Raw genomic sequence first — 21,060 nt, 5'->3', positions numbered from 1 at the left:
TCTCCACAAAGTTGAAATTCTGATTCCCTGTTTACATACTTAACCAAACTAAATAAGAAATGGTGATACCAACAGCAATAAATGCTACCCAGATAAAACGATTATCTTTTGTATTAACTGTGCTGAGATCAACATATTCTGGTTCCGCAGACTTCTGTCTTGAGGTAGATTTTGTGGGCTTGACGGTGACGAGCCTTTTGGTGTCGTTGTCAGAAATTGCGCCCAAATCGGGAATTTCGCTCATCCACTCTTTTGGTCTTTTGAGTTTAGGCGCTTGTAAAATATAAATTAATTGTCGTGCTTGTTTTTTGGTTTCAGCGTGGGGATGACGACGAAGTTGTTGACAAAGTGCGATCGCATCATCAGTCCTGTCAGCCGCTTCATAAGCTGTCACTAACCATATATCAACTTCGCCAGCAAAGCGTGTATTCCGAGCTAATAAAGCACTGGCTTTTTCCAAATTTTCTACCGCCTCTCGATATTGTCCATTTTCAAAGGCGAGTTTTCCAGTTTGGTAACGAGATTTAGCAATTTCTAAACTTTCTGTCATTAGTCATTGGTTATTCGTCATTTGCTAATCGGTAATGGGTAATTGGTAATAGGTAATAGTTTTTCCTAGTCGCCAATCCCCCATCACCAAATCATTTAAACTGAGAACCGAGAATCATGGTTCCAATCCCCACATCTGTAAAGATTTCTAACAGGAGGGCGTGGGGAATGCGGCCATCAATGATGTGTGAAGCTTTGACTCCTTGGGCGAGCGATCGCACACAACAAGTTACTTTAGGAATCATACCCCCACTGACAACACCATCATTAATCAATTGGCGAGCTTCCCGAATATCTACTTTAGGAATCAAGGTAGATGGGTCTTTGTAATCTGTTAAAATACCCCGCGTATCGGTCAACAAAATCAGCTTTTCTGCCCCTAAAGCCGCAGCTATTTCCCCCGCTACAGTATCAGCATTAATATTGTAAGCTTGTCCGCTATCATCAGCAGCGACGCTAGAAACCACGGGAATATAGCCGTTACTAGAAAGAGTTTCTAAAATCTTGATATTCACATTACTGACTTCCCCAACAAAACCAATACCTTCATCACCTTGAGGACGAGCAGTAATTAAGTTACCATCTTTACCACAAAGCCCCACAGCCATACCACCAGCTTGGTTAATCAGAGAGACAATTTCTTTATTGACTCTACCCACTAACACCATTTCTACCACATCCATTGTTGCCGCATCGGTGACGCGTAAACCATTCTTAAATTGAGCCTCAATTCCCAGTTTATCTAACCAACTGTTAATTTCTGGGCCACCACCATGTACTAAAATTGGTCGCAACCCGACACAGGATAAAAATACAATATCGCGGATAACTTTATCTTTCAGGGTGCTATCTTTCATGGCCGCACCTCCGTATTTGACAACCACAGTGCGACCTGCAAATTTTTGAATGTAAGGTAGTGCTTCGCTGAGGATTTCAACGCGATTAGCTTCAGCTTGCCTGATATACTCTGTATCGTTTACCATTCTGAGGATCGTCCAATTTTGGATTTTAGATTTTGGATTTTAGATTTTACAGGATACAAGAAAAGACAACGGCGAATCTACTTCACCCTTCTCAGAGATCCTCTTAGCAACTTAGTATCACAAAATTTCCTCAGATCAATTTTGCTGTTGAAAATCTTGATTTTTGAGAACGCTAGGAATTGCGTCTAGGATGCAGGTGACAATTTGTTCTGGTGTTTGTGTTGCCGCGATGGTAATATGTAAATCCGCTTGGGAGTAAAGTGGTTGACGTTGTTCGAGCAGCTTTTGGATTTTAGATTTTGGATTTTAGATTGTACAGGATACAAGAAAAGACAACGGCGAATCTACTTCACCCTTCTCAGAGATCCTCTTAGCAACTTAGTATCACAAAATTTCCTCAGATCAATTTTGCTGTTGAAAATCTTGATTTTTGAGAACGCTAGGAATTGCATCTAGGATGCAGGTGACAATGTGTTCTGGTGTTTGTGTTGCCGCAATGGTAATATGTAAATCCGCTTGGGAGTAAAGTGGTTGACGTTGTTCGAGCAGCGATCTCAATTTACCTTCAGCGTCAGAATTTTGTAAAAGCGGTCTTGTATCATCCTCCGCTAACCGATTTAATAATATTTCCACTGGTGCATCTAGCCATACAATCAACCCATGACGCAGATAACCCCAGTTTTCCCGCCGCAACACAATACCCCCGCCAGTAGCTATAGTTAATTTGGTATAAGCACAAACTTGAGCCAAAACATCACTTTCTAACTGACGAAACTCTGCTTCACCCTCATCAACAAATATCTCATTGATAGATTTTCCAGCCGCTTTAACGATGACATCATCAGTATCTAAAAACCCGTAACCAAGTTTCTTCCCTAGTAAGCGTCCTACGGTTGTCTTACCAACACCCATCATCCCAATTAAATACAGGTTGACTCCTCTTAATAAGTTACTCACAAATACCCTTAACTCCAATTAAAAATTCTGATTTTTCTTATTTTTACTCAGAACTCAGTCCAAGATTGAAAATCTTTTTCCATTAACCGCTCAATTAGATAATTCCTCCAGACTGTGCTGAGGGATAAATTGGCTGCTTCTATATCCAGTAAAGATCTCCGTCGGAGCAATTCTAGAGTTTCTAGGATTAATCTTTGTCCTAATTGCACCGGCCATCCCGGTATCATATTGGTTTTTAAAGTCATCACAGAAGTACAATCTGGATTGAGTACCAGACAATACATCATATACTTCTCTAATTCAGACAAGCGATTAAACTGCTGCTCTAGACTTCTGCGAATTTCACCAAAAACTAGAGTACCGTGTTCCAAAAACTCATAAACACTACCGCCAAATAAATCTTGAATAGTAGTGGCAACTAATTTCAAAAATAACGGATTACCAGCATACCAGTCAATCAATACAGTGCATTCTGTATATTCTAATTCGGCTAATCCTTTAGTTTTGAGGATAGCCAGGCTTTCTGTTTTGCTCAAACCAGTCAAGTTTAAAGACCGTACAGGTAGCTTTTCTCCTTCAATCACAGCAATTTCTGGTGGTTTTTCCCGACTAGTTAATAACAGGCAACTTTGATGTTGAGAATCTCCTATCCTTCTAATTAATTCACCGTAACCTTCATAACCAGGAAGATATTGGATTTGTGAACCCAGATCAGGTTTACTAGCTGCTACGGAAGATTGAGCTTGTATCTCATCTCCATTGCTAGATAAAATCGAGTCAACGTTATCTAAGACCAAAAGACAACGCACCTTACGTAAACAATTAATCAATTGGGAAATTTTAGTATTCAAAGTTGCATTTTGGTCTATCTCGATAGTTGGTGATAATATCTGCACAACATTATTTAACATCGCATCTATCGAAGGACATAGATGTAGCGATCGCCAAATTACATATTCAAACTGCTCTTGAATCTCCTCAGTTAACTTAATCGAAAAAGCCGTTTTACCAATTCCACCCATCCCTAACAGTACAACTAACCGACAGCGGTGTTGTAAAATCCATTTTGCAGCAGTGGTTAGTTCTTTCATCCTTCCAGAGAAGCTACTAACATCAATTGCTTCACCCCAATCTTGAATATTTGGGGATTTAATTTTCAGTAACTCAATTTCTTGCTCTCTAGTACTTTTATTAAAAGTAGTTATTGGTTTGACTTGGAACCAATTTTTTTTATACCCAGCTTTTTCTAATAGATGAGTCACATGACTCCAATTTTTTACCTTAACTGAGTAACCTAATTGATTACCCAGCATATCTTCTATGTATTTATATAGTCCATTTGACAGATAAACTCTCACAGTACTACTACTGCGACTTTGATACATTTTATTTGCTATTTCCGCAGGACTACAACCACAAAGTAAACCCCTCAAAAGCTTCTTTTCGACAGGTGTTAAGGCTTTTCTTTTGACAGAAGCTAAATCTACATATAATTTTTCTAACTCCCAATTTTTTTGAGCTTCTATAAATTCTTCTTCTGTAACTTGGGAATTGACTACCACCATTGTTATTAGTGTATTTACAGTTACGTTAGATATATACTAACGTTTATACCGTAAAGTCCGAATAAAGTAACAGTAAATTTATAACGAATTTCATAACAAGTGTTAGGTGCATTTTCATTTATTACTTAGGTATGCTTATGCTTAATGGAAAATTCACATAACTTGTTTGAAACTTTAAGGAAATAAATTCTGTCAATATAAAAAGGCGAAATCCGTTGTAAGTAACAATAATGTTGTTGACAACACAGTATTATGCTGCTCAAATTTACTGTTAAATCAAATGTCTATTGTTTACTAAGTGCTAAAAACAACCAAAATTTCTGTCTTTTACAAAAAAGCTTCTCTCCCTTGAGTAAGCTCTCATCAAATAATGTGGTATGCATGGGGTGTCAGCTATGACTCGAATTAGAGATATTGTGCAAACAGCTTTAGCAACTGGATATTTAACGTTGCAAGCAGAAAACCAACTCAGAGAACTTTTAACTAGTCAGTATGACTGTGAGGACTTGAATGCCTTTATGGCTTTACAGGAAGCTGCGATGACGGGTCAAATCAAGCAAGAGTCACGAGAATCAAGAGAACAGTGTGTCATCAAATAGACTCAAGTTACTGACGGGGGCGTTTATTTTCATCATCCAAATCCTCGTCTTCAAAAAAATCCCAATCATCATCATCTGTTTGATTAGTGGTTGATGGTTGATAAGGAGGGATAATTACCCGGTAATCAGCGTCGTAAATAGATTCAGTTTTTCCCACACCAGTATTTTTAGGTTCTTGGGAACTGTAAGAGTAAACCGAGTCAGATGGGGAAGCATTTTTAGGTACTTGTTGATCTTCGTAGGTTTTCGGGCTGGAAGCGCGTCGTGATTCTTGATAATCCCAATCATCACCTTGATTAGGGTCTGTCTCCCAATCATCAAAGTCGTTGCTGGTAGTGTACTCAGTTGGATTCACTGGCATCTTTGGACTGCTAGTAGGCTGTGTAGTTTTTTTACTGCTAGTTGTCTTCACACGGGATGGTGCTGCATTTGATGTAAATGAAGTTTTTGATGTTTGTTGAGTCGATACATAATTAGCAACTTGAAACAAGGCAGCAATTAACAAAGATGTAAAAGCACCAGCGGCTATACTCAATAAAACCCATAAAGCCAGTGGTAATGGTTGAGTCCGCATACCTAAAAATACTAGCGGGAGGGTAGGAGACAAGTTTTGAACTAACAACAGTGTTAGTCCTCCCAGCACCACCACCAACAAAATTAAGCGAATTACAGCCATTTTAATTCAGTTATTAATTATCAGTTATCAGTGGTTATACTTATAGCAGTTTCCATGCTCGTGAGGTACAAAGTTTTTTCGTTTTAGGGAACTCTTAACAGGGAACAGGGAATAAATTGGTGTGTACTTCATTAGACTGGGAAACGCTATATCATCTCCCATATTCCCAGTCCTCAGTCTCCTAATTTAAAGATGACCTTGCCAACGCTGAATGGGAATACAATCAATATCTAGTTGATCTAAGGCACGAGCTACGACAAAATCAACTAAGTCTTCAATGGTTTGAGGGTTGTGATACCAAGCTGGAATAGCGGGAACAACTCTAACTCCTGTTTCTGCTAAGGTTGTTAAGTTCCGTAGATGAATCAGGCTAAAGGGAGTTTCCCTAGGGACAATAACCAGCTTACGTCCTTCTTTAATTTGCACATCTGCTGCCCGTTCGAGTAAGTCTGAACTCAGACCTACTGCTAGTTTAGCTACTGTACTCATGCTACAGGGCATGATGATCATTCCCAGAGTTTTAAAGGAACCACTAGCGATACCAGCACCAACATCACTCCAAGGATGACAGCGGAGTTGCCCAGATAGGGGAATTCCGGCTTGCTTTCGCCAGAATTGCTCTTGTGCTTCTGGTTCTGCTGGCATTCGGATATCTTGCTCTGCTTGCCAAACCATGTAAGTTGATTTTGAAGCAACTAGTTCAATTTTATACTCTGCTTCCAGAAGAAATTTAAGAGCGCGAACGGCGTAAATCAGGCCGGATGCGCCTGATACGCCTAAAATAAGTGGTTTTATGTTATTGGACACGAATTTATACGGGAAATTTACTCATCCTCACTATAGGGATCTAAGTCAAAAGATTCCATGTTGTTTGGTAAGTAAATATTGGATGTATCTTCATTGCTGATTCCCAAGCCTTTGACTACACCATCAGGGCCAACGGTGACTAGATCAATTTGCTGGCGGTAGTAATCAACACTTTTAACTTGTACCGCTACGCGATCGCCCAATCTATAGGAAGCACGATTTTTGCGGCCAAATAGAGCTTGTTGTCTAGCTCGGTATTCATACCAATCATCTTTGAGCGAACTGACGTGTACTAGTCCTTCTACTCGTAGGGGTGTACTTAGCTGGGAGCCGATTTCTGACTCTGTAGCGGGAACTTCGATTTCGACAAAGAATCCGTAAGATTGCACCCCAGTAATTACACCGGGAAATACTTGACCGATGCGCTGTTTCATCAGTTGGGCTTTTTGCAGTCCTGCTAAATCAGCTTCGGCTTCTTGGACTTCTTTTTCTCTGTCGTTAATCTGGACGAGTACTCTAGTTAAGTCGCTTTGGAGTTCTTGTTGTAACTCTGGGGGGAGAACGTTCCAGTTAATTTCTTCATGGGAGGAGGAATGGCGCAGGTTGACACGCTCTTTGACACGGGTGTTGCGGCGATCGCGCCCGTATTCTAATAAGGCATGATATACCCGTTGCATCAGTAAATCTGGATAACGCCGTAAGGGGGCGCTGAAGTGGATGTACTGTGGTAGAGCCAAACCAAAGTGTAATCCTTTAGTTGTGTTGTATACAGATGGTTTGAGGGTATCCTGTAACAGGTAGGTGAGAACTTGCTCTGATGGTGACTCAGCGAAGGCTCTAGTTAAATGTTGATAATCTAGGGGTTGAATGTCTAACTCTGGATCAAGTGTTAATTCCACACCTAAATTCATCGCTAGTTTGAGCATTTCCTGAACATCTTCAGGATCAGGTGTGCCTTGGACTCGCCAAATGGCAGGAACTCCCAAAGCGTTGAGATGTTCTGCTATTAGTTCATTCACCAACAGCACTAACTCTGAGAGGAGCGATCGCACGGGTACATCATTAACTACCACAGCGCCCATTACGCCCTCATCATAGTAAGGATTTTGGCTTGGTGGTAGATTTAATTGCAAGCTACCGCGAGATAATCGAGCTTGTTTAGCTGCTTTGGCTAGGGTTGCTAGGTCATGTAACATCTGGATAGTCTCAGCAGACATTTTGGGTGCATCACCGCTGAGTATTGCTTCTGCTTGTTGTTTGCTCACAGATGTGTCTACTTTGATCACGCTGGGTTGAATTTCCCACTCCAGCACTTTTCCTGATTGGGGATCAATTGTGATCACAAAGGAGAGAGCTAGGCGATCGCTACCAGATATCAAAGAACAGCGTTCAGCCACTGCTTCTGGCAACATCGGCAAAATTAATTCTCCCAGATAAACTGACCTGCCGCGTTTGAGTGCTTCCCTATCTAGGGCTTCATCAGCTTGAATGTAGTGAGATAAATCAGTTATATGAACCATCAATCGCCAAGGTTCGCTTGGGGTTTTTTCCAAGCTAAAGGCATTCTCTACTACTTTATCGTCACCATTTACCCCCGCAATCGTGATGGTGAACAAATTACGTAAATCTACGCGGTTTTTTAAATCTGCTTTCAGTAACTTTTTAGGCAACTTAGCTGCTGCATCCAGGATATTATCCGAAAAAGTCCGAGATAGATCGTGCTTACAAGTTACCAAATCTATATCAGCAGCAGCTTCTGCATCACTACCAAGGATTTGTACAACCCGACCCAAAGGTGGATACTGAGCCAGAGGATAACGCAGGACTTCTACATGGGCTAGATGGTCTATAGCTTCAGCCAATTTCAAGCCGTTTGTCAGCAGTTTCAATTCAAAAAGCAAGCGATCGTCTAAAGGAACAGCACGGAAACCCCCTTCTACCTGTTTAATCCGTGCTAGTAAAGTGTGATTAGAACGCTCCAGAATCAGTTTTACCTCACCTTCAGGAGAACGTCGGCGACTACCTTCCTTGAGAACTCTGACCAAAACGCGATCGCCATTCCAGGCATTACTCAGATAACTTTCGCGGATATAAATATCCTCCGAGCCTTCCACATCTTGAATGGCGAAGCAAAAGCCTTTACTAGAGCAACGAAGTTTAGCTTCAATCAGCCCCTCTTCGGATACACGACGATACTTACCTCGTTCCTTGACCAACAACCCGATTTTTTCTAGCACCTCCAAAGCAATGTGAAGTTTTTCTAAACTGTCTTCATCCTCACAACCCAGTTTCTTTTCCAAAACCTTACGAGCTACCAATTTATCATCCGTGAAATTGGCAAGAAGTGTAGCGATTGAAAATTCCATGCAGTGAACCGACCTTTGGTCAAAACATCATTTTTTGAGGACACCTGCGTGCGGGAGTTCCCCCCTCACAAGGGTAGGTTTTTAACATTGTCTATGAAGGCTGGACTGGGAAGACTTGGAGGGAAAGTAGACAAGGAAGATTTTCTCCGCAAAATAGTCTTTTAACGGTGTGTTGTTGTTACCAAAAAACATCATCCTGTAGGTTTTTCCTCCCTTGTCACCTTGTCCACCTTGTCGCCCAAGTCTTGCCCTCACGAGAATGTAAAAAACCTACACCTGTCAGAGGGGTTCCCCCCCGTTCAGGAACCAGCACTATGGGAAAATTTCCCAAATCGAGGAGCCACTACATTCCAGGAGTTCCCCCCCGTTGTAGCAACTGGCCTGTGATTGGCGTTAAAGTGTCCGGTGTTTAATCTGGTTCTTCCCTGTATACCCTCACGGCTTACAGACACTTGCTACAAACGAATTGCCCGTACTCCTGCAAAGAAGTAAGCTAAGGTAAGGCTGCCAAAGTTCCTGTCAGAGTAAGACTCTGCTCGGACTTCTCACTGCAAGATCCTCTCAGAATTCACCTGGGTGAAACTTTCTTCAACTAAGCAATCTTAACAAGGCACTCCTGATACTCGACTTGGCCTCACCAGGTAATTACACAATGGGTTTTTGAGAGGTTTGATTTACACAACTCTCGATGTTACCCAAAAGCAGGTACGCAGGGAAGGCACAGGTGTTTGATTGTCTAGATTAAAGGTAATTTCACGCCATGATCATCTGAAATTTAACTGAGAGAAACTGCCTATTAACCCAATTTTACCATCTGTAGAATCGGTAACAATCAGGTAAGCAGCTGTCACTTGCAATGAGGGCGAACCTTATCTTTATTATTGTAGATTTAGAGCGCACTTCCACAAAATACTTCTAGATATCGAATTGGGTAATTAGTATAGCATTGAAAGGAAGAACACCCTGATTTAGTCAACAGTAGCTAAAAATTTTCGCAAAAAACAGCTACTGCTACAATCGTGACAAACGATCATAGCGTGAAAAGTACCTGGAAATCTTACAAGTACAACTAAAGTTAAACATATTTAGATGGGTGGCATGATTATGTTGGCTCAATTTCAGAGCTTGTATCCCAATGGCAGCATTATTTCGGAATTAGTACAAATTTTCCAAGGAAAATATATCGTCCGAGTTAGCCTACAAATTGAAGGCGTTACCCGCGCTACGGGAATGGCAGCAGCAGAAACCGTAGAAACTGCGGAAGACCAGGCCAGAAATAGGGCATTAATGGTTTTAGGAATCACAAATGAGACAGAGGGAAGAGTAGCATTTTCCCCAAAACCTATTTCCCCAGTCCCAGTCAAGACAACTGTAAATACCACAACTGCTTTACATGAGTCTGTCCCCACCTCCCAGGATGTTGCCAGTACTCAATGGTCAGTGACTAAAAATACAGAAATATCTTCATCTTCTGCGATCGCACACAACAACACGAGTGATACCTACAACCAACCCTTAACTCAAGGAACTTTGGGAAGTGTCACCAGAGAAGAACAACTGGATACCGCAACAGAAAAACTGGAGATGTCATTTAGTTCAGAACCTGAACATCAATCTTCACTAGGAATCACTGCTAGTAACGTTACACCCTTTACACCACGCAATTATTCTTCCCCAGAAGATATTGGTTTTCCATCAGGACTAGGAATCAGGAAGAAGAAAAATGAACCAGTTAATTTATCTGATGTTATTGCTCAAACAGATGTACAAATAGAGCGATTAGCCTGGACAAAAGAACAAGGACGAGAATATCTCAAAAAAACCTACGGTAAGTTAGGGCGTTCTTTACTCAGTGAAGAAGAGTTACTAGATTTTCTCAACTACCTTAAATCTCAGCCAGATCCTATTGCGGGGTTTTAAAAGGAGTTCGGAGTTCGGAGTTCGGAGTTCGGAGTTCGGAGTTCGGAGTTCAGGAGTTAGGAGTTCAGGAGTCAGGAGTCAGGAGTCAGGAGTCAGGAGTCAGGAGTCAGGAGTCAGGAGTCAGGAGTCAGGAGTCAGGAGTCAGGAGTCAGGAGTCAGGAGTCAGGAGTCAGGAGTCAGAAGAATAGTCTTCCCCCTTGCTCCCTGCTCCCTGCCTCTTCTACACCACAGCCATTGGACGAATACCGACGGCGTGACGGTCAATTACTTGGTCAATTAAACCGTATTCCTGGGCTTCTCCTGGAGACATGAAAAAGTCACGTTCGGTATCCTCAGCAATACGTTCAATCGGCTGACCTGTGTGTTCAGCTAAATAATCATTCAACCGTTTTTTGTGGTATAAAATTTCCCGCGCCTGAATTTCAATATCAGTCGCTTGTCCTTGAGCGCCACCTAGAGGTTGATGAATCATAATTCGTGAATGGGGTAAACTCATCCGTTTACCCTTAGCACCAGCACTGAGCAGAAAAGCACCCATACTTGCGGCAAGTCCGGTACAAATAGTACAAACATCAGGGCGGATGTGCTTCATGGTGTCAAAAATACCCATCCCTGCCGTTACCGAACCACCGGGAGAATTTATGTACATATAAATGTCTTTCTCCGGGTCTTCAGAATCTAAGAACAACAATTGGGCAACAATCAAGTTAGCAAGACTGCTATCAACCTGTTGACCTAAAAAGATAATGCGCTCACGTAACAGCCGTGAGTAGATATCAAAGGCGCGTTCGCCGCGACCCGATTGTTCAATAACGATTGGAATCATTGAGCGTATTTGTAGCTATTTGTCATTTATTCTATCGACGACAAAGGCTATTTGTGTTGATACGGCTAAATTAACCTTGGGCAAAATCTTCATAAATTCAAAATTTTACTTCCTAATCGGTTCTCAGCAAGCGGATTCGGCTAAAAGGTCAGTCTACAATCAGATATCTCAAATCAAAAAAAATTTTCAGGCACTTTTTGATGGTGATAGGTGTCTAAGTGGGTATGGTGAGATGAAAAGAGGCTAAATGAAAGGAAGATAAAGTCCTGTTCTGCCCCTTGTACACTGCACCTTAACTATGTAACTTATTGCACTGCCTTGTCTTCATTTAGCGATCGCAGATTAGTTGAAATTATTTTTCAGGTGTTAGTAACTTTTTTCACATTTTTTCACATTTTTTTTGGTTAATTATCCGGACATATTTAGCAAATCCGGTAAACCGGGAGTAAGAGGTGTATTCAGAATAACCAATCTTACTTGAAATGCTATTCATCAAGAGAGAGAGAGAGAGAAGTACTATGCTCGAAAGATTTATACAAGCTGCTTTAATCACCTTTTTGCTGCATCTGATCGCTGGACTAAACGCTAGTACTCAAATTCCTCGAAAAACTATATCACCTATCACAGAAATACCACCTGCTGTTATCGGTTCAACGATTCACTTTTTCAAGTAACAGATGCCAGCAATAAGGCAGGGATCAAGAGAAAGATCAATTTAAGAGAACTCCATAGAATAATTGATCCTGTTTTAATATCATTCCCCTAAAGCTTGTCCCCGCGAAAGTAGGGGTAATTCATGAATTACCCCTACTCCATTGGATCAAATTTTTTATGAAGTTCTCTAAATACTCTCCCCAATGCCCCATGTCCAATGCCCAATCAACAGGCTAGACTGGTGATAAAAGGGCAGATGCTTAGATCATGACTAATCGCCTTGCTGAAGAGAAAAGCCTTTATCTCCGCAAACACGCCGAAAACCCGATTGATTGGTGGCCTTGGTGTGATGAAGCACTGGAAACTGCAAGGGTGCAAAATAAACCGATTTTTCTCTCCATCGGTTACTCTAGTTGCCACTGGTGTACTGTGATGGAAGGGGAAGCATTTTCTGATTTAGAAATTGCTCAATATATGAATGCCAACTTTCTACCTATCAAAGTAGACAGGGAAGAAAGACCTGACCTTGATAGTATCTATATGCAGACTTTGCAATTCATGAGTGGTCAGGGGGGTTGGCCGTTAAATGTTTTTCTGGCGGCAGATGATTTAGTGCCGTTTTACGCTGGAACTTACTTTCCTGTAGATCCCCGCTATGGTCGTCCTGGATTTTTACAAGTTTTGGAAGCTCTGCGCCGTTACTACGATACAGAAAAAGAAGAGTTACGCCAACGCAAAGCGTTAATTGTTGAGGCTTTGCTGACATCTGCGGTATTGCAAAAGGTTACTAGTCAGGAAGTCGCAGATAATCAATTATTGCAGAAAGGTTGGGAAACTTGCACGGGGATCATCACTTCTAAGCAGGTTGGTAATAGTTTTCCAATGATCCCCTATGCTGAATTTGCATTGCGCGGAACTCGGTTTAATTATCAATCTCAATATAATGGACAGCAAGTTTGTACTCAATGGGGTCTAAATTTAGCTTTGGGTGGTATTTATGATCATGTGGGTGGTGGTTTTCATCGCTACACTGTTGACCCCACTTGGACTGTCCCTCATTTTGAAAAGATGCTTTACGATAATGGTCAGATTTTGGAATATCTGGCGAATTTGTGGAGTTCAGGAATACAGGAACCGGCTTTTGAAAGGGCTGTGGCTGGAACTGTAAAATGGTTGCAACGGGAAATGACTGCTCCAACGGGTTACTTTTATGCTGCTCAAGATGCTGATAGCTTCATTAATCCCACAGCCATAGAACCGGAAGAAGGTGCTTTTTATGTCTGGAGTTATAGGGAATTACAACAACTGTTAACAACTGAAGATCTAAAAGAATTACAACAACAGTTTGCTGTTACTGCTAACGGAAATTTTGAAGGACAGATTGTTTTACAAAGGTTACATTCAGGGGAATTGAGCCAAACGCTGGAAATTGCTTTAAGTAAGTTGTTTATGGCTCGTTATGGTGCTACACCTGAGTCACTGTCAACTTTTCCACCAGCGCGAGATAATCAGGAAGCGAAAACGACTAACTGGCCTGGTCGGATTCCGGCGGTGACTGATACTAAGATGATTGTAGCCTGGAATAGTTTGATGATTTCTGGTTTGGCTAGGGCTGCTGAGGTTTTCCAACAACCAAATTATCTGGAATTAGCAGCACAAGCAGCTAAGTTTATCTTAGATCATCAGTTTGTCGATGGACGTTTTCACCGACTCAATTATGAAGGTGAAGCGACGGTTTTGGCTCAATCTGAAGATTACGCTTTTTTTATTAAAGCATTGCTGGATTTACACCAAGCTGCTTTGGGACAACTTGATGATGTTTCGACTCAGGACTCTGATTGGTTAGAAAAAGCTGTTTCTCTCCAAGATGAATTTGACGAATTTTTATGGAGTATCGAACTAGGTGGTTACTTCAACACATCTAGTGATAATAGTCAAGATTTAATTGTCCGAGAGCGTAGTTATATAGATAATGCTACACCTTCAGCCAATGGGATTGCGATCGCTAATTTAGTACGTCTAGCTTTATTGACTGATAATTTGCATTATCTCGATTTAGCTGAACAAGGTTTAACAGCCTTTCAAGGTGTAATGAGTAATTCTCCTCAAGCTTGTCCTAGTTTATTTACTGCTTTGGATTGGTATCGTAACTCAACCTTAATTCGGACTAGTACTGAACAAATAACATCATTAATCAACAAATATCTGCCAACTGTTGCTTTTTCAATGGTATCAGATTTACCAGAGGGAAGCGTTGGTTTAGTCTGTCAAGGTTTGAAATGTCTTCCCGCACCAGCGAGCGTTGAGCAGTTGTTAGAACAAGTGCAGCGCAGCCAAAATAGAGGTTAGTGGTAGTATATACTACACATGGTGGGCAATGCCCACCCTACAAAATATAGAAATTATTCACCTTTTCCCTGCTTTCCAATCTTCACCACCTGGTAGCTGAGTTAATGTTTCTGCTACAATTGTGGGTAATTCTTTAGCTGAATAGGAATAAGTTAAAGTTAAAAACTTCAAAGCAGTTGCAATTAACTGTGTTCTATCTATTAAATCACCAAGCTGAAATTGGCTATAGATACCATTCATTACTTCCAAACTGGCATCAGCTATAGCATCTTCAATTACTTCCTCTTCTATGAAATTTTCCCATTCATCTTGATTGATATAGTAAGATTTTTTATTATCTTTAATATTCACTTTTTTAATTTCTCTAATTGAATTACGAATAGAAGCAGACCAAGAATTTGTTAACCGCTTTTCTATTTGATTTTTAATTAAATGAATCAGTAAAATCTTTAAATAAGATTGGATATTACCCAGAATTGCTTGTTTACTCATTCCTTCTAATTCATCCACAATTGCTAAAGCATCTGCGTAACGTCCTTGTACAATACTATTTCTGAGGTCGATTAATTCTTGTGTCATTTGTATTCACCTCAAGCTCTAAAGAAATGAACTTTAATTAAGCTGGTATAATGTGGGTATTTTGGTAAGAATTCAGGAGTCAGGAGGAAGAATATTTTTCTCTTCTGTTAAGAGTTCCCTGCTATATCAAATATTCTGTATCCTGAACTCTTACGTATTTTGCTATATATATTATATATGAACCTAAATGACAATCTATCAATGACTGATTTAAGCGTCATCATCTTAGCCGGTGGGAAAAGTTCACGTATGGGTGAAGATAAAGCCTTAATTCCTATTCAGGGAATCCCATTATTGAAAAAAGTTTTTAACGTTGCTAAAAGTTGCACTGATACTATATATATAGTTACACCTTGGCCAGAACGTTATCAAAACTTGCACTTACCTGAATGTGAATTTATTCAAGAAGTCTCCACAGAAACACAAGGTCCCCTAGTAGGTTTTGTTCAAGGACTAGAAAAAGTAAAAACAGAATGGGTATTATTATTAGCTTGTGACTTACCAAACTTGCGAATTGAAGTGTTGCAAAATTGGGTAAAAATAGTTGATACTGTAGAAACAAAGAATATTGCCGTTTTAGTAAAAAATCCTAAAGGTTGGGAACCTCTATGTGGCTTTTATCGCTGTAACTGTTTACCCCTGCTTCAGGATTTTATTAACCAAGGAGGACGCTCATTTCAAGAATGGCTAAAACTATATCCAGTAGCGGTTTTACCATTATCATCACCAGATATGCTCTTTAACTGTAACACCCCAGAAGATGTACAACAATTTTTATTGAATTGAGCCATAATAAAAATACAATCATCTCTCTCCTCTTAACCTCAAAAAACTCTGTGTTCCTCTGTCCTACCTCCGCATACCTCTGCGTTAAAAAACAATAATCATGCGTTGGAAATCATCTGCAATAGCACTCATATTAACTCTATTTCTATTCTCTTGTACTACAGCAACAACTCAAACCCCATCTAACGTCGTACCAGTACAACAACTACCAAAAACCTCAGCTAAAAGAGTTGTAGCACTTTCCTCTCTTTCTGCTGATATTATTTCTCAACTTGATCAAACTAAACTTGTAGGAGTAACTGGTAGTACCTTATTTAAAGATAACCCTAAACTGCAAGATATTCCCCGCGTTAGCGAAGGTCGGAGTATCCCCAACTTAGAAAAAATTGTTTCTTTAAAACCAGATTTAGTTATTGGTGCAGCAGGATTTTCTGATGTAACTATTCAGAAACTTAAACAGCTAGGAATACCTACTTTATCAACTAAAGTAAATAATTGGCAATCTCTAGAAGAACTAACTAAAACACTTGCTCAATCAATTGATGTAGATCCCCAGCCTTTATTAAATCGCTACAAAACCTTTTTACCTGCCAACTCAACTCAAAATATTTCTACTTTAGTCTTGGTTAGTCGCCAACCAATTTTAACACCCAATAAAAACAGTTGGGCAGGTGATTTAATTTCTAGATTTGGTGCTAAAAATATAGCCGCAGAATTACAAGGTACGAGTCCCATAGGTGGATATGTGACACTCTCGGCTGAAAAAGTTTTAGAGGCTAACCCAGAAGTTTTAATTGTAGTTAATGCTGAACCAACGCTGTTAGATTCATTAAAAAAAGAACCGTTTTGGCAGCAGTTACAGGCGACTAAAAACAATCGAGTTTATGTTTTTGATTATTACGGACTTGTGAATCCAGGTAGTCTAGAAACGATTGAAAAAGCTTCTCTAGAGTTAAAGAAGATTTTTGTAGCAAAAGAAATATAGCACATTTCATCTGATACAAGGGTTTGTTGGGTTTTACTTTGTTCAACCCAACCTACGAAAATCCTTTTACGAATTACGAATTATTTTAATCCTTCAAAGAACTAATTGGTTTTTGATTACCTCTAAGATTCTTTTTATCCTGAGGAGAACCACCTGTAATACTGCGTAAATACAAACCGCCAATGCTGAGTAGAAACACAAAATATCCTACAGCTTGAACAATATAGATTTTATCTCTGTAGCCAAACAAAGATTTAAAAATAATACCGGGAAAATTGTCATCAGGCAAAATGTTGGCAGTATTCCAAACCATTGGCCCTAAAATACAAGAATGAACTCTGGTAAAGCGTTCGTAATAGAAACAAAGATTTTCGGAAGCGCGACTGCTGAGTGCAAGACTAGACATTGCGGTATCAAAATGTTGTAAAGCTGAAACTACTAATCCAGCCACAATCAAAACTAATAAAATGCCCATTACCTGAAAAAACTGGCGGATATTAATTTTGACACCCCATTTAAATAACAATACACCAATTACTGATGCTGCTGCTAAACCACTAAGTGCGCCTAAAGTAGGTATTAATCCTTGTTGAAAATTTGCAGCCACAAAGAGAACAGTTTCAAAGCCTTCCCGAACAACGGCGACTAAAATTAAACTAAAAACTCCCCAACCTGCATTTGAGTTTTGCGTTAGTGCTTCTGTAACTGCGCCTTCAACTTGCGCTTTCATAAATCTGGCTTGTTTAGTCATCCAGATGAGCATCCAACTGAGCATGACTATTGCTAACATACTAAATACACCTTCTAACATCGGTTCAACGACAGGGGTGTATTGAGGATTAATTGCTCCTAATATTTTAATCAGCCAACTAAATAAAATGCCTATTAATGCACTAACAACAAGCCCGACGGCAACACCTGCATACACCCAAGGGTTGAGTCGAGATTGTTTTGCTTTTTTTAATAAAGCCAGGACAATACCCACCACTAGAGCAGCTTCTACGCCTTCTCGGAGGGTAATTACAAAGGTAGGTATAGCAGTACTAAAATTCATAGTGATTTAGTTATTAGTTATTGGTCATTAGTCCAAAACTTATTGGACTAATGAGTATTGATTATTAGCTGAAATCGCGTAACATTTTTTTCAGTTCAAGATTATGCATCTCTTCTTGTCCAATCATGCCACGAGCGAATTCTTCTAAATAGATGCTGGCATTAGTTACAGTTTCTAGCAGATTTTTGTACAAATCTAGTGCTGTTTTTTCGTGAGTTAAGCTTTCTGCCAGAATATCCTTGACGTTGTGTTTATAAGTCTCCTCCATCTGGGCGATTTTTAGAGAGGGATGTCCATCTAAACCTGTGAGAATTTCGCCTACTTGTTGAGCGTGGAGTAGAGATTCAGCGGCTTGGGCTTTGAAAAAAGCTACAATGGGAATACGGTTTGGGCCTGTCACCATTAAGGAATAATGTGTGTAGCGAACTACCCCAGCTAGTTCAAATTCCATGATGGCATTTAGTAGGTCTATGGCCTTTTTTTGATCAAGTTCTTGCATCAGTTGTTAAGATAAGCAAAATTACCATTGGAGAATATTTAGTTAGAAGTTGTGAGTTAGAAGTTATGCTTTCTTCAGGTGTTGAAAAACCAAACTATCCTCTCTCTTCACTGCTAACTCTTTTTTCTCTTCTTATTCATTTTAAACTTGTTATTCTGTACTTCCAATGGTATGGAAATACTAACTTTGTGCTTTAGTGCTAGTTTTTTCTAGTACTTTTTGAGTGTTTTCCTCTATGGTTTTCACTAGTTTGGTAACATCCTCAGGGGTTTTAACTGCTTGGGTTGGTGGGATAGCTGTAGGCCAAACTTTCACCAGTTCAGCCAAAGCTGTATCTATTGCTTTATATGCTTCAGGATTATCTTGTGCTATTTGGCTAGAAATGCCTTGATATAGTTCATTAGAGTAGACTACAAAGCCACGGGAGTCTTGATACTCAATAGGGGCGCTAATTTTGCCTTTTGTAATCGCTGCACCATATTCTGAGTTAGCAGAATCTAGCAAACCGTTGATGACTTGGAGAATAAATTCGGGTTTTGAGCGTTGCTCTGTGGGTAAAGCTGCGATCGCACTATCAACAGATGCCATCGAACTGGTAAAATTGGTTTTTATCTTGGCATCTTTAGGATTGGACTTAACTAAATCAGTTAAACTGACCAAATTTGTTTTAAATTCTTTAACTTTGCGTTCATTTAATTGTTCTTCAACATCAACATAAATCTCCTCAACTGGATGTCCAATATGGGGTTCAGCTTGCTTTGGCTGATTTTGGTCTAAGAGTTCTTTGGCTACTAAAAGATGTCCCTTCATTAATCCCAACTTGGTCATGTAGTCAACATCTTTAGCCTCACCTGTCAGCACTACTTCCTGAACAGTCACCATCTCTTTAATTTGGTCAAACTGATCTTGAGTAATTACTTTTTTGCTGACTAAATCTTCTGGAGAAACATAGGGACGGCTGGCTTGAATTTTGTTCGACAATGCTGGCACACCTAGTTTAGCCTCAAATTTATCTAACTCGGACAAGATAGCAGTATTAATATTAATTTGCGCTTTACCACCGTGACCACTGTGACTTTTTGTTTCTGTAACTGGAGTAGTACTTGGGTTGGATGGACTTTCTGCTGTTGGTGCGTTGTTAGTGCAAGAACTTAGAGTAATTATGGCACAAGTAGCGATCGACAAAAATATGTAACGAGATTTGATCATTTTTGTTCCTGATTAAGTAAATTTATTTATAACGTTAGATAAGTATCTAGCATAAATGATATTTATTATCAACTATTTCATAAAAAGTATACTTTGTCCTATTCGCTACCAGAATCAACATGATAATACGCGTATTGTAAATTACGTTGATACTCAAGAATCTTTTTTTGAGCGATCGCATAATCTATACTAGAAATTTACGTTTTGCTTATTTAGAAAAATATAAAATATTCTAAAAAGTGACAAATGAGCCAACTGAAAAACTAGGTCAGGTATTCTTTCCAGGTGTTTTAACGTCCTTTGCGGCTATGACTTCAAATTGACCCATACATCCATTTTCAGCCACAGCATCTTGATGAGGATGAAACATATACTTACCCGGATAACGAAATGCAAATTCCAATATATGCCTTTCCGCAACACCCATTGTTAAAACATCGGTTTTCTCACTAGGAGTCATTGTCATCCCTGAACGATAAACATTAAAAAAATTGGCGTGGAGATGAAAAGTCACAGCAGGGTCAAATTCAATAATATTCAGCACATAGGCCCGAATTAACTGATTTTGATAAATTGGAATTGGATGGTGCATATAGTGATGGGGTACACCATTAAACGCATAATATTCGTTTCTATTATCGTCATTCACGTCATACCCAGACATGATTAACACAATTTCATCAGCCGGGGGACGGGGTTGAGGAGGATCAATAATAAACATTCCATACAAACCCTTAGCAATGTGACGGGTCACTGGTGCTACATGACAGTGATATAAGTGAACACCATAGGGTTCAGCATCAAATTCGTATATTGCCGCCTTATTATTACTAATTGGGCGCACACCATCCATTTCTGAGGGATGAACACCATGAAAATGGAGAGAATGGGAATGTCCCGCTTGATTAAGGAACAATACCCGTACCCGTTCCCCTTCTTTGGCCCGTAGGGTTGGCCCTGGAATGCGACCATTTAAATCCCAAATATTGTATGAGACAGCACTATTAAGCTGAATTGTGGAAGTACCTGCTGTTAATTGAAATTCTCGGATTGTGCGACCATTTTCTTGTTTAAGTGTCCCATAATCGAAATTACGTAGCACCTGCATGGGATTGGTAGCGCCCTTAGATGCCTCCATTTCCATTGGTGGTATCCTGACATTATTGGCATGATTGTTTCTATTTAGCATTTGCCAAATTGTGGCTGCACCAGTCACACCAGCACCGGCTAAACCCAAATTTAGCAGTTGACGGCGACTCCAAAGTTTATCTTTACTCAGGGTGAAGTGGTCAGACATGAGATTAAACAGGGTAAGCACAGAAATTAAATTGCAAATTATTTGCAATTACTACTGCGTATAATAGAAGGCTTAGGAATTATTGTCAATAATCTTTCAAGTTAATTCAAGTAAGGGTCTGTTGTCGGAGTTTCCCAAACAACTAAGCCTCATGTGCAACTTTCGACTAATCCTTCTTTCCTCAATTTGGTTAGTTGAACAATTACCACGTCGAACCCAAATTACTTTCGGTGGATATCCACGCAGGATGCTTAATTCGTTAAAATCTGCATTTCTGGTGACAACGATCAATTCATTTTGTTTTGCATATTCCCACAAAATTCGATCATCTGCTTGATCTAAACCTAAAAGAAAAACGTGGTGAGAATTAGGGTAAACAGCAGCGAGTTTATCTATTAAC

The 21,060-nt window shown here is 39.9% G+C and carries 21 protein-coding genes; 7 read left to right on the top strand and 14 right to left on the bottom strand.

Features of this window, described 5'->3' with window-relative positions:
* Window positions 1–31: 31 nt before the first annotated feature.
* The 4 genes from AC012T_RS14485 to AC012T_RS14470 form a co-directional block, all read right to left on the bottom strand.
* Window positions 32–550, bottom strand: coding sequence for a hypothetical protein (locus AC012T_RS14485; RefSeq protein WP_487059356.1), 519 nt, complete (start codon window positions 548–550; stop codon window positions 32–34).
* A gap of 91 nt (window positions 551–641) precedes the next feature.
* The gene (argB, locus tag AC012T_RS14480) at window positions 642–1,532 is read right to left on the bottom strand and encodes an acetylglutamate kinase (protein ID WP_487059354.1); all 891 of its coding nucleotides are present in this window, start codon (window positions 1,530–1,532) and stop codon (window positions 642–644) included.
* 402 nt (window positions 1,533–1,934) lie between these two features.
* Window positions 1,935–2,489: a shikimate kinase gene (locus tag AC012T_RS14475; RefSeq protein ID WP_487059352.1), complete on the bottom strand. Its 555-nt coding sequence runs from the start codon at window positions 2,487–2,489 to the stop codon at window positions 1,935–1,937.
* A gap of 47 nt (window positions 2,490–2,536) precedes the next feature.
* Window positions 2,537–4,054 (bottom strand): helix-turn-helix transcriptional regulator, encoded by a 1,518-nt coding sequence (locus AC012T_RS14470; protein ID WP_487059350.1) that lies wholly within the window; start codon window positions 4,052–4,054, stop codon window positions 2,537–2,539.
* Between the two features lie 395 nt (window positions 4,055–4,449).
* On the opposite strand from AC012T_RS14470, the gene AC012T_RS14465 reads away from it, so the two are divergent.
* Window positions 4,450–4,653, top strand: coding sequence for a hypothetical protein (locus tag AC012T_RS14465; RefSeq protein ID WP_487059348.1), 204 nt, complete (start codon window positions 4,450–4,452; stop codon window positions 4,651–4,653).
* Window positions 4,654–4,660: 7 nt separating this feature from the next.
* Here the strand turns inward: AC012T_RS14465 and AC012T_RS14460 are convergent, their stop codons facing one another.
* The 3 genes from AC012T_RS14460 to AC012T_RS14450 form a co-directional block, all read right to left on the bottom strand.
* The gene (locus tag AC012T_RS14460) at window positions 4,661–5,329 is read right to left on the bottom strand and encodes a LapA family protein (RefSeq protein WP_487059347.1); all 669 of its coding nucleotides are present in this window, start codon (window positions 5,327–5,329) and stop codon (window positions 4,661–4,663) included.
* Between the two features lie 186 nt (window positions 5,330–5,515).
* Complete coding sequence (locus AC012T_RS14455) at window positions 5,516–6,136, bottom strand: flavin prenyltransferase UbiX (protein ID WP_487059345.1); 621 nt, start codon at window positions 6,134–6,136, stop codon at window positions 5,516–5,518.
* Between the two features lie 17 nt (window positions 6,137–6,153).
* Window positions 6,154–8,502 carry a ribonuclease R family protein gene (locus AC012T_RS14450; RefSeq protein WP_487059343.1) on the bottom strand — a complete coding sequence of 783 codons (2,349 nt, stop codon included), beginning with the start codon at window positions 8,500–8,502 and terminating at the stop codon, window positions 6,154–6,156.
* Between the two features lie 1,089 nt (window positions 8,503–9,591).
* Between AC012T_RS14450 and AC012T_RS14445 the strand changes: the two genes are divergently transcribed.
* Window positions 9,592–10,422 carry a hypothetical protein gene (locus AC012T_RS14445; RefSeq protein WP_487059341.1) on the top strand — a complete coding sequence of 277 codons (831 nt, stop codon included), beginning with the start codon at window positions 9,592–9,594 and terminating at the stop codon, window positions 10,420–10,422.
* Complete coding sequence (locus AC012T_RS14440; RefSeq protein ID WP_487059339.1) at window positions 10,409–10,702, top strand: hypothetical protein; 294 nt, start codon at window positions 10,409–10,411, stop codon at window positions 10,700–10,702. Before AC012T_RS14445 ends, AC012T_RS14440 begins: the two co-directional genes overlap by 14 nt.
* Here AC012T_RS14440 and clpP read toward each other — a convergent pair.
* Entirely contained in the window at window positions 10,643–11,248 is a 606-nt protein-coding gene (clpP, locus tag AC012T_RS14435) for an ATP-dependent Clp endopeptidase proteolytic subunit ClpP (protein WP_487059337.1), read from the bottom strand. The genes AC012T_RS14440 and clpP overlap by 60 nt on opposite strands.
* A gap of 518 nt (window positions 11,249–11,766) precedes the next feature.
* Here clpP and AC012T_RS14430 point away from each other — a divergent pair.
* Both AC012T_RS14430 and AC012T_RS14425 read left to right on the top strand, forming a co-directional pair.
* On the top strand, window positions 11,767–11,922 hold the full coding sequence (locus AC012T_RS14430) for a hypothetical protein (protein ID WP_323313909.1): 156 nt from the start codon (window positions 11,767–11,769) through the stop codon (window positions 11,920–11,922).
* A gap of 247 nt (window positions 11,923–12,169) precedes the next feature.
* Entirely contained in the window at window positions 12,170–14,251 is a 2,082-nt protein-coding gene (locus tag AC012T_RS14425) for a thioredoxin domain-containing protein (RefSeq protein WP_487059335.1), read from the top strand.
* 57 nt (window positions 14,252–14,308) lie between these two features.
* Here the strand turns inward: AC012T_RS14425 and AC012T_RS14420 are convergent, their stop codons facing one another.
* The gene (locus AC012T_RS14420) at window positions 14,309–14,830 is read right to left on the bottom strand and encodes a DUF29 family protein (RefSeq protein WP_487059333.1); all 522 of its coding nucleotides are present in this window, start codon (window positions 14,828–14,830) and stop codon (window positions 14,309–14,311) included.
* A 201-nt stretch (window positions 14,831–15,031) separates the two neighbouring features.
* Between AC012T_RS14420 and AC012T_RS14415 the strand changes: the two genes are divergently transcribed.
* Both AC012T_RS14415 and AC012T_RS14410 read left to right on the top strand, forming a co-directional pair.
* Window positions 15,032–15,616 carry a molybdenum cofactor guanylyltransferase gene (locus AC012T_RS14415; RefSeq protein WP_487059331.1) on the top strand — a complete coding sequence of 195 codons (585 nt, stop codon included), beginning with the start codon at window positions 15,032–15,034 and terminating at the stop codon, window positions 15,614–15,616.
* Between the two features lie 100 nt (window positions 15,617–15,716).
* The gene (locus AC012T_RS14410; RefSeq protein WP_487059329.1) at window positions 15,717–16,601 is read left to right on the top strand and encodes an ABC transporter substrate-binding protein; all 885 of its coding nucleotides are present in this window, start codon (window positions 15,717–15,719) and stop codon (window positions 16,599–16,601) included.
* An 85-nt stretch (window positions 16,602–16,686) separates the two neighbouring features.
* Here AC012T_RS14410 and AC012T_RS14405 read toward each other — a convergent pair whose 3' ends face one another.
* The 5 genes from AC012T_RS14405 to AC012T_RS14385 form a co-directional block, all read right to left on the bottom strand.
* Window positions 16,687–17,655 carry an FTR1 family iron permease gene (locus AC012T_RS14405; protein ID WP_487059327.1) on the bottom strand — a complete coding sequence of 323 codons (969 nt, stop codon included), beginning with the start codon at window positions 17,653–17,655 and terminating at the stop codon, window positions 16,687–16,689.
* A 64-nt stretch (window positions 17,656–17,719) separates the two neighbouring features.
* Window positions 17,720–18,154 carry a ferritin-like domain-containing protein gene (locus tag AC012T_RS14400; RefSeq protein ID WP_015214988.1) on the bottom strand — a complete coding sequence of 145 codons (435 nt, stop codon included), beginning with the start codon at window positions 18,152–18,154 and terminating at the stop codon, window positions 17,720–17,722.
* A gap of 180 nt (window positions 18,155–18,334) precedes the next feature.
* Window positions 18,335–19,363, bottom strand: a complete 1,029-nt coding sequence (locus tag AC012T_RS14395) for a ComEA family DNA-binding protein (protein ID WP_487059325.1) — start codon at window positions 19,361–19,363, stop codon at window positions 18,335–18,337.
* 268 nt (window positions 19,364–19,631) lie between these two features.
* Window positions 19,632–20,660, bottom strand: a complete 1,029-nt coding sequence (locus tag AC012T_RS14390; RefSeq protein WP_487059323.1) for a multicopper oxidase domain-containing protein — start codon at window positions 20,658–20,660, stop codon at window positions 19,632–19,634.
* Between the two features lie 96 nt (window positions 20,661–20,756).
* Window positions 20,757–21,056 (bottom strand): DUF5615 family PIN-like protein, encoded by a 300-nt coding sequence (locus tag AC012T_RS14385; RefSeq protein WP_487066593.1) that lies wholly within the window; start codon window positions 21,054–21,056, stop codon window positions 20,757–20,759.
* Window positions 21,057–21,060 lie beyond the last annotated feature (4 nt).

The sequence above is a fragment of the Anabaena sp. EIM26 genome, from assembly GCF_057568715.1.
The sequence above is the reverse complement of the archived record's forward strand: the minus strand, read 5'-3'. Positions and strand labels throughout refer to the sequence as shown.

Bases quoted from the DNA above. Each gene is read 5' to 3' on its own strand.
- AC012T_RS14485 (WP_487059356.1), bottom strand. From the start codon at position 550: ATGACAGAAAGTTTAGAAATTGCTAAATCTCGTTACCAAACTGGAAAA.
- argB (WP_487059354.1), bottom strand. From the start codon at position 1,532: ATGGTAAACGATACAGAGTATATCAGGCAAGCTGAAGCTAATCGCGTT.
- AC012T_RS14470 (WP_487059350.1), bottom strand. From the start codon at position 4,054: ATGGTGGTAGTCAATTCCCAAGTTACAGAAGAAGAATTTATAGAAGCT.
- AC012T_RS14465 (WP_487059348.1), top strand. From the start codon at position 4,450: ATGACTCGAATTAGAGATATTGTGCAAACAGCTTTAGCAACTGGATAT.
- AC012T_RS14460 (WP_487059347.1), bottom strand. From the start codon at position 5,329: ATGGCTGTAATTCGCTTAATTTTGTTGGTGGTGGTGCTGGGAGGACTA.
- AC012T_RS14450 (WP_487059343.1), bottom strand. From the start codon at position 8,502: ATGGAATTTTCAATCGCTACACTTCTTGCCAATTTCACGGATGATAAA.
- AC012T_RS14445 (WP_487059341.1), top strand. From the start codon at position 9,592: ATGGGTGGCATGATTATGTTGGCTCAATTTCAGAGCTTGTATCCCAAT.
- clpP (WP_487059337.1), bottom strand. From the start codon at position 11,248: ATGATTCCAATCGTTATTGAACAATCGGGTCGCGGCGAACGCGCCTTT.
- AC012T_RS14430 (WP_323313909.1), top strand. From the start codon at position 11,767: ATGCTCGAAAGATTTATACAAGCTGCTTTAATCACCTTTTTGCTGCAT.
- AC012T_RS14425 (WP_487059335.1), top strand. From the start codon at position 12,170: ATGACTAATCGCCTTGCTGAAGAGAAAAGCCTTTATCTCCGCAAACAC.
- AC012T_RS14420 (WP_487059333.1), bottom strand. From the start codon at position 14,830: ATGACACAAGAATTAATCGACCTCAGAAATAGTATTGTACAAGGACGT.
- AC012T_RS14415 (WP_487059331.1), top strand. From the start codon at position 15,032: ATGACTGATTTAAGCGTCATCATCTTAGCCGGTGGGAAAAGTTCACGT.
- AC012T_RS14410 (WP_487059329.1), top strand. From the start codon at position 15,717: ATGCGTTGGAAATCATCTGCAATAGCACTCATATTAACTCTATTTCTA.
- AC012T_RS14405 (WP_487059327.1), bottom strand. From the start codon at position 17,655: ATGAATTTTAGTACTGCTATACCTACCTTTGTAATTACCCTCCGAGAA.
- AC012T_RS14400 (WP_015214988.1), bottom strand. From the start codon at position 18,154: ATGCAAGAACTTGATCAAAAAAAGGCCATAGACCTACTAAATGCCATC.
- AC012T_RS14395 (WP_487059325.1), bottom strand. From the start codon at position 19,363: ATGATCAAATCTCGTTACATATTTTTGTCGATCGCTACTTGTGCCATA.
- AC012T_RS14390 (WP_487059323.1), bottom strand. From the start codon at position 20,660: ATGTCTGACCACTTCACCCTGAGTAAAGATAAACTTTGGAGTCGCCGT.